Raw genomic sequence first — 12,986 nt, 5'->3', positions numbered from 1 at the left:
CAAGATAATATTAAATTAATTTGTATCCTTATTTTGATTTTGTAATTAACTATATGAAATCATAGTATTTTTATGTATTTGATTTTTACAATGAAAATATTTTATCCAACTTTTCTACAGCTTCAATTTTTTTATCTTCCATAACTTGAGTATATATATTCAAAGTTATTGATATATCATAATGACCCATTAAAACTTGTACAGTTTTAGGAGGGACATCATTCTCAAAAAGTCTAGTTGCATAAGTTTTTCTAAGACCATGAAACTTTATAGGCTCTATATTTAAGCTATTTAATATAGACTTTAAATTCCTTAAAGGTCTTTTATCATCTATAGGGATGCCTAATTCATTGCAAAATACATAATTATCATTTCTATATAATTCTCCAGCCTTTAATATATCCACATTTTGATTTACTTTATGCTCTTTCAATTTATTTAAAACATCTTTTGGAATAGGTACAGTTCTGTAAGAATTTGATGTCTTTGGCTCTTGCTCTAATACTTTAAGCTCTCTATTTCCAGTTTTATCTATAAAATATGTTCTTTGAAGAGTTCTTTTAACTGTTAAATTAGACTTTTTAAAATCAATATCAAACCATTTAAGTCCTAATAATTCTCCTAATCTAAGTCCAGTACCAAGAGCAAGTAAAAATAATACCTCTAATTTATGCCCCTCTATAGCTTTTATAAAACTCTTTTGTTGTTCAAGAGTCAATATTTCAAGCTTATTTTCTTTTTTCTCAACTGGTATATTTGCCATAGTACAATAATTACGTTGTATAAGACCTTGTTTTTCAGCTTCTGATAAGCAGGTTTTCAGTTTAGTGTTTATTTGTCTTATAGTAGGTATACTTTTATTGGAATCAAGTAATCTATTGTAATATTTTTGTATGTGAGATACTCTTAAGTCCCTTAATTTAACATTGCCTAAATCAGTATCTTTAATATAATTGCGATATATGCTTTCATATCTCTCAAATGACTTAGGTTTTAAATCTTTTATTCTATATTCAAACAACCAATTGTAAAACCAATGTTCTAAAGTTATTTTATCATCTGAAATATCAGAGCTAAATAATATTGTTTTTTATAAGCATCTAATTTATCTTTAACTTCCTTTTGAGTCTTACCATAAAATTCTTTTCTTATTGGTTTACCATCTTCATTGTAACCAATCATTATACGGGAACGCCAACCATCTTTATATTTTCCGATAGAGCCTTCTCCATTAGCTCTTTTAGTTGCCATTTTTAAACAGCTCCTTATATGATTTATAGTTATATCCATCAAAGAATGTAATACATTTCTCTAATAAGAATTTTATAACTTCATCAGCTTCTAGTGTTTCATAGAAGTTTAGCATTAATGTGTTGTATTCTTGTTTATGTTTAGCTGGTATTGATAGAACTCCTATATCATTATTTATAAGTATTAGGTTTGAGGTAAGTCTAGCAGTTCTTTTATTACCATCATAGAAGAATTGACAATAGGACAACCATAAATTTATTATTATAGCCTTTTCTAAGGGGTTAGTTATTTTATTTATGATATTTATGTCACTTACAAATAAATCATTTAATAGAGTGACTTCTATGCACTCATATTGAGTGGTACCAGCTATACCTATATTACCATTTCTGAAATCTCCAACGATTAGAGCTTCATCTCTTGCAACTATTTTATGTATAGAGCAAATTGTATCTTTATTTAAAGATAAGTTTTCTTTGTTACTTAATTTTATTACATAATCCCATGATGATTTTATATTTAGTATTTGATTTTGGTCACTTAATTTATGTCCACCCACTGTTATACCATCAAGTAATGTTTGTACTTCTGGGAATGTAAAGGGGTTATTTTCTAGGTTACCCATATCATATACAAATTCACTTATCATTCTTCTAATATATGTTAAAGTATATTTTTTATCTCCATGAGGTAGGTTAGTAGGGAATTTATATATGTATTTTGGTATATATGATTTATTCATGATTGTAGCTCCTTCCATATCTAATTTTTATTTATTAACTATGAATGTATAAAAGTTAATAAGTAAACCAATATTTTAAAAATGTGCAATACTAATATTCTTCATCCTCATCTTCAATAATACCATTAGAATTTTCTTGTACAAAATTTTCAACAAGACTATTTATCACCCAATTTAGATTTTTAGAGAAGTCTTTGAAGTCAGAAAAGTTTAAGTTAATTGGTTTTATTGTGTCTGCATTGTCTATAATTTCAAACTTTGTTTTATAGTCTGTCTTTATATCATAACCATAATTTTCTAATATATAAATCACTAAATCAAACTCAGACTTGTCTATATAATGAGAAACTGGAGTATTATCTATGTCAATATCTTTATTTATAAAATCAATAAGAAAGTCATTTACAATATATCCAGTCTGAGGGTTTCTATAAAGGATTGTTTGGTTATCTATTTTTATCTCTTCTAATGGGAATCCAAATAAATCTTCAATATTGGCATAAGTAGCAAGTGCTATTTTTTTTAATATTTCAATTCTAGGCATTTTTGTTCCATTTTCATAATTTATAACTTCATTTTCAGAGCAATTTATTTTTTCTGAGAGCTCTTTGACAGAGATATTATTTATGTTTCTAAATTTGCTTATATTATTTCCGATGAGTTTTGCTGAGTAATTATCAAATGTTTTTACCACTGAATCAAATTCTTTTAAATTAGTATAATTATTTGTTGAAGTATCTAAATCATTTTCTTCAATAATAAGTCTATTTATAGGAATTGATAAAGCAGTAGATATTTTTTTTATCATATCTAAATTAGGTTTTCTTTGGTTTTGTTCATATTTAGCTATAGCATGAACTGAACAACCAATTTTGTTAGCTAGCTCATCTCTTGACATATTTAATGATTTTCTATATTGTTTAATCTTTTCTCCGATTGTACTATTTATCATAATTTCACCTCAAATACATTATAGCACGAAATGGGTGTATTAATACACTTAAATATATTGACAAAGCACGAAATGGGTGTTATTCTGTTTTATAGAAAGATAAAAAGGCACAATATGGGTATGAGAGGAAGGAGGAAATCAATGAAGCTCAAATTAAAAAGAATTGAAAAAGGTATAAAGCAATATGAATTAGCTGAGAAAGTTGGTATTTCAAGATATTATTTATCTTCTTTGGAAAGAGGCAAATCAAAAAATCCAAGTAATATGTTGATGTTAAAATTGGCTCAAGAACTAGATACAAGCGTAGAAGAATTATTTTTTGATAAGGGGGAATGATGTATGGCAGATACAAATAATCTGGAAGTTCTTAAAACACTACAAGCTACATTGAATATACTTGTAAAGCAAGAACAAGAAGCACAAGAAAAGGCAAAAGGGTACAAGGAGATACAGACATATAGAAGAGATAAAGCTCAACTTATCACTTGTAAAGAAGCTTCTAAAACTTATCCAATAGGGGAATCAAAGTTTCGACAGTTATGTCATTCTAAAAATAAAGGATTTCCTTGTATATGGATAGATAATAGAGTTTATATAATAAAAAATAAACTAGATGATTGGTTTATTGAAAATGCAAATGGTATAAAATTATAGGTTTAAGTGGGTGATAGTACTTGAGTAATCTAGGTTGGATAAAGCTTCATAGAAAGATAAAAGAAAGCCCACTATATAAAGATTGTAATTCCAAACAAAGAGATATACTCATAAACTTATTACTGTCAGTTAATCATAAGCCTAATAAATGGGTTTATGGAGGTAAAGAATATGAAGTTAAATCTGGACAGTTAATAACATCTTTGGAAAGTATAGCAAATATGTGTTCAAAAGATGTAAGTATTCAGAATGTAAGAACTGCTTTAAAGAAATTTGAAAGATATGGATTTCTAACAAATGAATCAACAAACAAAAATAGGCTTATAACTATTGAAAACTGGGAGCTATATCAATCTAATGAAGAAAATCAACAGACTAATCAACATGCAATTAACAAGCAACTAACAACTAACAAGAATGTAAATAATGAAAAAAGTAAAATATACAGTGAAATTATAGAAAAATTCAATATTACTTGTACAGAACTATCAAAAGTAAAGAAACTTACAGAAGCTAGAAAAAAAGTAATTAATGCTAGGATAAAAGAATATGATAAAGAGACTGTATTAGAAATTATTCATATAGTTAGTAAAACTAGCTTTTTAAATGGAAGCAATGAAAAAGGTTGGAAGGCAAGTTTTGATTGGATAATGAGCCCAAATAATTTTATTAAGATATTAGAAGGCAATTATCAAGATAAATCAATTAATGTCAAAGTAGATGCAGATGCATATAGTCCAGATGATTCACAATTAAAGTGGTAGGGAGTTTATATTATGGATAATATGAGTAATTTAGTTAAGAACACAGAAGCAGAACAATCTATATTAGGTAGTATTTTACTAGATTCGAGGAAAATAGAAGAGATTGAAATATTAATAAGTGAAGATATGTTTTATCATCAAGAACACAAACATATATTCAATTCAGTGAAAGATATACATAAAAGGGATGAGCCTATAGATATAATAACTCTTACAGAAGATTTAAAGAAAAAAGGGCTTATAGATTATGTTGGAGGTATAAGTTATTTGACAAAACTATCAACAATAGTTCCAACTATAGGTAATGTATCTCATTATATTGAGATAGTTATTGAAAAATATAAAAATAGAAATATAATTGATAAATTTAATAAATTCAAATTAGGTGAAATAGATGATAATACACTTATATATCAATTAGAAAAATACATTAATGAAGTCAATCAGAAATTGGTTAAGAAGGATTCTAGTATAACAGCTATATCAGAAAGAGCCTTTGAATACATAAATGATGAAATTGAAGAAGGTATCAATATAGGAATAAAATTTTTAGATGAAACTATTGGAGGTCTATATAGTGGTGAATTAATTACAATAGCGGCCAAAAGTGGAAGAGGAAAAACAGCACTAGCCTTACAGATAATGAGAAATGTAGTATTTCAAGGTAAAAAAGTACTTTTTATAAGTGGTGAAATGAGTGATATACAAATTTTGTTTAGAAACATAGCTTCTTTAACTGGAATATCAGTTGTAAAAATGAAGAATAGAAATCTAAATGAAGAAGAAATAATTAAATACATAAATGCTTTAAGTACTTTAAATCAGGAGAATAATCTATATATTAATGATTCAGTGAATACAATATCAGGAATTAAGAGGGAGATAAAAAGTATTAAACCAGATGTTGTTATAATTGATTATCTTCAGATTTTGGATTATGAAGGTAAAGAAGTTGGAGAAGCTAAATTTGCTGATTTATCAAGGCAAATAAAAAAGATTACTTTAGACTTTAATATTCCAATTATACAGTTGGCTCAATTAAATGATGAATTGAAGGATGAAAGACCAAAAGGTGATAGAGTAATGAGAAGTTCAAAACAGATATATATGGATTCTAATTCAGTTATATATATTCATAGACCTACAGAGAAAGAGGCTCTTGATTATTGTAAGACAATGGGAATAGAGGATATAAAAGAATTAAGGCGTAGAGAAAAAGGTTTTGGAGCTAGTTTAAGTGAGATTATAGTTGCTAAAAATAGAGATGGGGAATCAGGTTTTAGACCTTATTGGTATATAGGAAGTTTGTTTTCTTTTAAGGAATGTAAGAAGGTAAGTATATAATCCTTAATTGTATGCAATAAAGATTTAAAATATATAGTATTTAGATTGAAAAATTTATTAGAAAAAGGTAGTTGCCATATAAATATAACAACTACCTTTATAAATTAGGTACTTAATGTACACTAACCTACACAAGTTAAGTATATATTAAGTACCAGATGAAAGTCAAGGAGGTACTAAAATGTATGATGAAATTATAGAAATATATTTTGATTATTGGATAAATGAACATATATACAAAGATATTTTAGAAAAAGATAAGTATTATATTGAAAATTGGAAAGAAATTAGAGATATTAATGAATTAATAGAGAATGGATTATTAGAAGAAAATAGAATACATGCGTTAATAAAATTAAATGATTTATTTAATTCATTGATAGAATTTGAAAGAGAGCTTAGTTATAAATTTGGATTTCAAGCAGGAGCAAAATTTACAATTGAGTTGTTGAAGTAATTAATTTGTATATTTCAGTAGAATAATTAAATCACAAATTGAGTTTATTAATAATTGTACTGTAATATTTTGAATTAAATAGATTTTGATTATGTTGTTTAAAATAAATATATTTTATAAAGGAGGGCATAAATATGCCCTCTATAATTTTTTATTCAATTAATTATATTGTAGGTTTTGTGTATTTAGGTGAATAACATATTTTGATAATAAACATATGATACAATAATTTTATTAAAATTTAAAATAATAACTCGAGGAAGATAATATGATAATACTTAATCTAGAACCTAATGAGAAAAAAGGGTGTTTAATAAATATACATCAGAGCAAATAAATAAAGTAATTTACAAGTATTTATTTAAGAAAAATATGAGTAATAGAAAGAGACACTATATTTATCATCAAAACAAAGTAAAGGGTATTAATCAACATGTATATTACATTGTTTGAGTATAAATAAAAATCACAAAAGTAATAAAAAAGTGTTAGCCTATTTTTAGATAAACAGAATATTATACTCTCAACTATAAAAATAAAAAGTCTTATGAAAAAAAGAATGTCAAAATTAGTAAAATGATTAAATAGATAACTTTACATAAATCAATAAAACAAGTAAAATACCACTTCTATTTCTATATTCCTCACTATTGAAATTCAAACGAAATGTATTGATTAAATAATCAATGTTTTTATAAAAAGATTGTTTTATTAAAAATAAATATGTTATTTATGATATAGTACAAAAAAAGATTGACAATAATACAAAATTTGGTTACTATACAAGTGTAAGTCATTTTTAATGTAGTACAAAAAATAGGGGGATTTATGAATTTAAATGGGAAGTTTTACAAAAAGAGAATAGATTCAAATGAATACACAGTGGAGCAAAAGGAATGCATAGAGGAAAGTATTCAAACGCTAGAAGGTTTAAAAAATGAACCTTTAATGATGCTTGGTAAGATTCAAAGTGGAAAAACAAAAACATTTATAGGTACAATTGCATTAGGATTTGATAACGGATATGATTTAGCAGTAGTATTGACTAAAGGAACTAACGCATTATCTCAACAAACACTGTCAAGAATGAAATATGAGTTTAAAGGGGAACATGTAAGAATATTTGATATAATGTCAATGCCAAATAATCTATCACTATTTGAACTAAAACAAAAGATGATAATAATAATCAAAAAAGAAAAAAACAATCTTACAAGATTTAAAGATTTTATAGAAACTTATCCTCTAAAATCTAATAAAAAGTGCATGATTATTGATGATGAAGCAGATTTTGCTAGTGTTGGATTTGAAAAGAAAAATGAAGCTTTTGATATTAGAAGGATTGTAGCAGATATAAATGAAATTAGGGGAACTTTAGATGAATGTAGATTTATCCAAGTGACAGCAACTCCATACTCATTATACCTTCAGCCAGAAACTTTTCAGTTAGGTGTAGATATTTATCCAATAAAACCTGCTCACACAGTATTGGTACCACCAGGAAAAGGATATATAGGTGGAGATTATTATTTTAATCATGAAGAAAATCCGTTAGCACAATACTTATTTGAAGAGATAGATCAAAAAGAGTTTGAGATTCTAAAAAATAGTGATAGAAGAGTATTTAAAGAAGAAGAAGTTCTTACACATAAAAAAATAAGTGGAATAAGAAAAGCTATTATGAACTTCATAGTAGCAGGAACTATTAGATTGCTTCAAAATGGTGGAGACGAATTTGATGAAAATAATAGATATAGCCTTATTATTCATACAGAAATAGCAAAAAACTCTCATACAAGACAAGAGAATATTATTACACTAGTCGAAAAACTTAAAGAGTTAATAAATAATGATAAAGAGACCCTAGATGAATTAATATTAGAATCATTAGCGGATTTAAGTGGAAGTATAGAAGCATATGGATTTGACAGTATAGATGAAGAAATATTGAAATCAGAAGTATATACAGCAATCAGTGAAAGAATAACTATATCTGTTGTCAACTCAGAGAATGAAGTAAAAGATATGTTAGATGAAAGAGGGCAATTAGAACTTAGGACACCATTAAATATATTTGTAGGTGGGCAAATATTAGACAGAGGTATAACTATTTCAAATCTATTAGGTTTTGTGTATGGAAGAAGGCCTCAGAAGATGCAACAAGATACAGTATTGCAGCATGCAAGAATGTTTGGTTATAGAAAGTTAGAAGATTTAGCAGTTACAAGATTGTATACTACTAAACATCTTTATAATCAAATGGTAAAAATAAATGAATTTGATTCGGCATTAAGAAAAGATTTTGAAGAACAAAAGAATAAAGATGGAATTATTTTCATAAGAAGAGATTCACTAGGCAAAATAATTCCTTGCTCTCCTAATAAAATAATGGTAAGTAAAACTCATATACTAAAAGAGCACAGAAGAATGTTGCCAATAGGATTTACACCAAAGTGTAAAAGCAAAATAATACCTATAGTAAGCAAAATAGATAAAATAATAATTAATGAAAATCCAGATCATAAAAAAGCATCAGAATTTACTGTTAACAAGGAAATAGCATGTGATATTATTAATTTGGTGTATGAAACTATTGATTTAGATGATAATTATTCTGTAGATAAAGAAACTATGTTATCTTTAATTAATTACCTATCTAAAGATGAAGTACATTTAGTTGTTAGAGAAGGAAGAGATACTAAAAAATACACACCTGGATCAGGAAGAATCATGAATTCTCCTGATAATGGTACACAAGATGGTATTCCTGCAAAAGAAATGGCAATAGACAATCCATCATTAATATTAATAAAACAAAATGGAAAGGCTGATAAAGAGTATGGATGGAGCGGAACACCTTTCTGGTGGCCAGTTTTAGTAACACCACAAAATGTGAAATCTACTGTATATGCAGCAGATTATATGAAGTAATGAGGTGATAATTTGAAATTAGACGAGATAGCAGACATTAGTACTGGGTTAGTACTAGCTAGGAAAAAGTCATCAACTAATAAGGGGTTCAAATATGAACTCCTTACCTTAAAAAGTTTTAGTGAAAATGGATATCTTGAAGATGATTACCTAGATAATTTTACTAGTGAAGAAAAAATAAAAAGTAAATATTTAACACAAGAAGGAGATATTATAGTAAGATTAAGTTCACCAAATACTGCAATATACATAACTAAAGATCAGGAAAATATAGTTATACCATCTTTATTTGCTATAATAAGAAATAGGTCAAAAACTATAAATTTTCGATTTATTCAAGTATATCTAAATTCAGAAAAGTGTAAAAGAAGATTAGCAGCAGATACTATAGGTAGTGCAGTGCCAATTGTAAGAACTAGCAGCTTTAAAGATATAAAGATACCAGAGTACACATTAGAAAATCAAAACAAGGTCATAGAATTAAACAAATTAGTAATTAAAGAGAAACAAATACTAGAACAATTTATAGATGAAAAAAATAAATACCACAAAACTATAATGAGTAAAATGTTCAAATAAAATGGAGGTAAAGGTATGGAAATAAAAAAAACTACACAAGAAGAAATTAACTCAACTCTATGGAGGGCAGCAGATACTTTTAGAGGTAAAATAGATTCGTCTTTATATAAAGACTACATATTAGTAATGTTATTTATAAAATATTTAAGTGATGTTTATGTAGAGCATTATGAAGAGTATGCATCAAAATATAATAATGATGGAGCTAGAATAAAAAGAGCTTTAAGCAGAGAAAGATTTATATTAGATGAAAAATCTACTTTTGATTATTTATATGAGAAGAGAAATGATAGTAGTATAGGGGATATTATAAATAAAGCATTGGAGCATATAGAGGAATCAAATAAATCAAAATTAAGAGGTGTGTTTAGAAATATAGATTTTAATTCAGAAGTTATATTAGGAAAAACTAATGATAGAAATGCCATATTAAGAACTTTATTAAATGATTTCAAATCATTAAATTTAAAGCCAAGTAATATAGCAGGAAATGATGTAATTGGAGATTCTTATGAATATATGATAGCTCAATTTGCATCAGATGCAGGAAAAAAAGGAGGAGAGTTTTTTACTCCATCAATGGTTTCAGAGTTACTTGCTAGACTAGTAAAACCTGAAGCAAATGATAGAATATATGATCCAACTTGTGGTTCAGGATCTCTTCTTATAAGAGCATTTAAAAAAGTACCTAATGGAAAAGCTCAGATTTATGGTCAAGAAAGAAATGGACAAACTCAAGCACTTTGTAAGATGAATATGTTCTTACATGGTATTGATGATGCAAAGATTGAGAATGGAGATACTCTATCAAATCCACTTCATTTAGAAGATGGAAAATTAATGAAGTTTCAAGTTGTTGTAGCTAATCCACCTTTCTCTTTAGATAAGTGGGCTATGGGATTCTCAGGGGCTGAGGTAGAGGACAAAAAATTTAAGATGGAAAGTAGTCTAGATATACACAGAAGATTTGAATGGGGAGTAGCACCATCAAGCAAAGGTGACTTTGCATTTATTCAGCATATGTTATATTCTTTAGCAGAAGAAGGAAGAATGGGGGTTGTATTACCTCATGGAGTATTATTTAGAGGTGCTAGTGAAGGAAAAATAAGAAAAAAAATACTCGAGTTAAATCTTTTAGACGCAGTAATAGGATTACCAGAAAATTTATTCTTCGGAACAGGAATACCTGCAGTAGTATTAATATTTAAAAACAATAGAGAAAGAGATAATGTGTTGTTTATAGATGCTTCAGGAGACGATCATTATGAAAAGGGTAAAAATCAGAATAAGTTAAGGGAAGAAGATTTACAAGAGATTGTTAGAGTATATGAAAGTTATGAAACTTTAGATAAGTATAGTTACGTAGCAAGTTCAGAAGAAATAAAAGAAAATGATTATAATTTAAATATACCTAGATATGTTGATACTTTTGAAGAAGAAGAAATGGTTGATATGGAAGTTGTAGCAGAAAACATATCTAAGTTAAAAGCGGAGATATCAGAAGTTGAAACTCAAATGGCTAAATACTTAGAAGAATTAGGTTTAAACTAAGGAGGAATGCTATGAGTGAAATTCAACAATATAATGAAAAAATACTTGAAAAAATCAAGCATATAAATGCATATGATCAAGAATTTTGGTATGGAAGAGAATTAGCAGAAACTCTTGAATACTCAAAAAATTAGTAGATGCAGCAAAAGAGGCAGGTGTAAAAACTAATATTGTATATGCTATTTTTCAAAATTATGGATATATGGGTCTTTATGGTGGATTGAAAGCTAGGGATGGACACGCTAAAGAAGGTTTAAAGAAGAGTCAAAATATATTAAATCATATGGGGAGTACAGAACTAGCTGCAAATCTATTCTGAGCTACACAAACAGAGGAAAAACTGAGAAGAGATAATATTAAAGGAAAAGACAATGAAAATAGAACTCATTATGAGGTTGGGACTAAAGTTAGAAATACTATAAAAGAACTTGGTGGAACAATGCCTGAGGACTTACCAACACCAGAGAGAAGTGTTAAGACCATTGAAAAGGAAGAGCAGAGAAAGTTGAAATAGGAGGTGAAGGTTATGAAAAATTTGAGTTATAACTATAGTAAATACAATTTTCCTAAAGATTGGGAAAGGATAACTATAAATGATGTATTACAACTAATAGAAAGACCAATTGAAATGAAAGATACAGACAGATATGAACTTGTTACTGTCAGACGAAATTATAATGGAATAGATTCTAGAGGTAAGTTTTATGGAAATAAGATATTAGTAAAAAATCAATTTAGAGTGAAGCAAGGAGATTTTTTAATTTCCAAAAGACAAATAGCCCATGGAGCCTGTGGAATAGTTCCTGAAGAACTTGATAACTCAATAGTATCTAATGAATACAATGTTTTTTTACCTAAATTAAAAATTAATTTAGAATTTATCAATTTGTATGTGCAATTACCATTTATGAAAAGAAATTTTTATATATCTAGTGATGGTGTTCATATAGAAAAACTCTTATTTAAAACTAATGATTGGATGAAAAAAAGTATATGCATACCAAAATTAGAAGAACAAGAGAAAATAGTTACTATTTATAATAGCGTAAAAGCTAGTATTGAATTAAAGAGTAAACTACTTGATGAAAAAATTAATTGTAAAAAAGGACTAATGCAAAGAATCTTAACTGGGCAATTAAGAATAAATGGATGTACTGAAAAATGGAAAACTGTAAAGCTAGGTAATGTTATGAAGGAAAGAAAAGAAATGGGATATAGTGATTTAGAATTATTAGCAATAACTTCTGCTAATGGGGTTGTAAAAAGAACAGCAGTAGATATAAAAGATAACTCTAGTGAAGATAAGAGTAAATATAAGAGAATCTTACCTGGAGATATAGGCTATAATACAATGAGAATGTGGCAAGGAGTATCTGGTTTTTCTAAATACGAAGGTATAGTGAGTCCAGCATATACAATATTACAACCAACAGAAAATGTTGATTCAGAATTTATCTCGTATCTATTTAAACTTCCTAAGATAATTAATTTATTTTATAGACACTCTCAAGGTTTGGTAAGTGATACATTAAACTTAAAGTATGAAAATTTTAAGAGAATAAAGGTTAATATACCTGTAGACATAAATGAACAAAAAATGATTGCGTCTATACTAAGAACATCAGATAAAGAAATTGATTTACTAAGAAAAGAAATAGAACTACTAAAAGAGCAAAAGAAAGGTATTATGCAATTACTTTTAACAGGTATAGTAAGAGTATAAGTAATTATAAAATATATTAAATACTAAAAAGAAACAGT

Annotated in this window: 14 protein-coding genes; 10 read left to right on the top strand and 4 right to left on the bottom strand. The window is 27.1% G+C overall.

The window, feature by feature from the left end:
• Nucleotides 1–85 precede the first annotated feature (85 nt).
• The 4 genes from IC214_RS05540 to IC214_RS05525 all read right to left on the bottom strand — a co-directional run bounded on the left by IC214_RS05540 (nt 86) and on the right by IC214_RS05525 (nt 2,945).
• Nucleotides 86–1,021 carry a site-specific integrase gene (locus tag IC214_RS05540; RefSeq protein ID WP_255613128.1) on the bottom strand — a complete coding sequence of 312 codons (936 nt, stop codon included), beginning with the start codon at nt 1,019–1,021 and terminating at the stop codon, nt 86–88.
• A gap of 26 nt (nt 1,022–1,047) precedes the next feature.
• Nucleotides 1,048–1,251: a hypothetical protein gene (locus IC214_RS05535; protein ID WP_227866363.1), complete on the bottom strand. Its 204-nt coding sequence runs from the start codon at nt 1,249–1,251 to the stop codon at nt 1,048–1,050.
• Nucleotides 1,241–1,993 carry a Fic family protein gene (locus IC214_RS05530; RefSeq protein ID WP_227866362.1) on the bottom strand — a complete coding sequence of 251 codons (753 nt, stop codon included), beginning with the start codon at nt 1,991–1,993 and terminating at the stop codon, nt 1,241–1,243. Before IC214_RS05530 ends, IC214_RS05535 begins: the two co-directional genes overlap by 11 nt.
• A gap of 91 nt (nt 1,994–2,084) precedes the next feature.
• Nucleotides 2,085–2,945 (bottom strand): helix-turn-helix domain-containing protein, encoded by an 861-nt coding sequence (locus IC214_RS05525; RefSeq protein ID WP_227866361.1) that lies wholly within the window; start codon nt 2,943–2,945, stop codon nt 2,085–2,087.
• Between the two features lie 141 nt (nt 2,946–3,086).
• On the opposite strand from IC214_RS05525, the gene IC214_RS05520 reads away from it, so the two are divergent.
• From IC214_RS05520 to IC214_RS05480, 10 genes are all read left to right on the top strand, one after another.
• The gene (locus IC214_RS05520; protein WP_070112955.1) at nt 3,087–3,281 is read left to right on the top strand and encodes a helix-turn-helix transcriptional regulator; all 195 of its coding nucleotides are present in this window, start codon (nt 3,087–3,089) and stop codon (nt 3,279–3,281) included.
• Between the two features lie 3 nt (nt 3,282–3,284).
• Nucleotides 3,285–3,599 (top strand): hypothetical protein, encoded by a 315-nt coding sequence (locus tag IC214_RS05515; RefSeq protein WP_227860614.1) that lies wholly within the window; start codon nt 3,285–3,287, stop codon nt 3,597–3,599.
• A gap of 20 nt (nt 3,600–3,619) precedes the next feature.
• Complete coding sequence (locus IC214_RS05510) at nt 3,620–4,363, top strand: hypothetical protein (RefSeq protein WP_227866360.1); 744 nt, start codon at nt 3,620–3,622, stop codon at nt 4,361–4,363.
• A 12-nt stretch (nt 4,364–4,375) separates the two neighbouring features.
• A complete protein-coding gene (locus IC214_RS05505; protein WP_021362984.1) occupies nt 4,376–5,707 on the top strand; it encodes a replicative DNA helicase in 1,332 nt (443 codons plus the stop codon).
• Between the two features lie 181 nt (nt 5,708–5,888).
• Nucleotides 5,889–6,164, top strand: coding sequence for a hypothetical protein (locus IC214_RS05500; RefSeq protein WP_102814821.1), 276 nt, complete (start codon nt 5,889–5,891; stop codon nt 6,162–6,164).
• A gap of 828 nt (nt 6,165–6,992) precedes the next feature.
• Complete coding sequence (locus tag IC214_RS05495; RefSeq protein ID WP_227866359.1) at nt 6,993–9,095, top strand: Z1 domain-containing protein; 2,103 nt, start codon at nt 6,993–6,995, stop codon at nt 9,093–9,095.
• Between the two features lie 12 nt (nt 9,096–9,107).
• Nucleotides 9,108–9,674, top strand: coding sequence for a restriction endonuclease subunit S (locus tag IC214_RS05490; RefSeq protein ID WP_227866358.1), 567 nt, complete (start codon nt 9,108–9,110; stop codon nt 9,672–9,674).
• A 15-nt stretch (nt 9,675–9,689) separates the two neighbouring features.
• The gene (locus IC214_RS05485) at nt 9,690–11,225 is read left to right on the top strand and encodes a type I restriction-modification system subunit M (RefSeq protein ID WP_227866357.1); all 1,536 of its coding nucleotides are present in this window, start codon (nt 9,690–9,692) and stop codon (nt 11,223–11,225) included.
• Nucleotides 11,226–11,236: 11 nt separating this feature from the next.
• Nucleotides 11,237–11,359: a hypothetical protein gene (locus IC214_RS20830; protein ID WP_255613127.1), complete on the top strand. Its 123-nt coding sequence runs from the start codon at nt 11,237–11,239 to the stop codon at nt 11,357–11,359.
• Nucleotides 11,360–11,751: 392 nt separating this feature from the next.
• On the top strand, nt 11,752–12,948 hold the full coding sequence (locus IC214_RS05480) for a restriction endonuclease subunit S (RefSeq protein ID WP_227866356.1): 1,197 nt from the start codon (nt 11,752–11,754) through the stop codon (nt 12,946–12,948).
• Nucleotides 12,949–12,986 lie beyond the last annotated feature (38 nt).

Source organism: Clostridioides sp. ES-S-0190-01, assembly GCF_020658275.1.
Classification (GTDB): domain Bacteria; phylum Bacillota; class Clostridia; order Peptostreptococcales; family Peptostreptococcaceae; genus Clostridioides.
The sequence above is the reverse complement of the archived record's forward strand: the minus strand, read 5'-3'. Positions and strand labels throughout refer to the sequence as shown.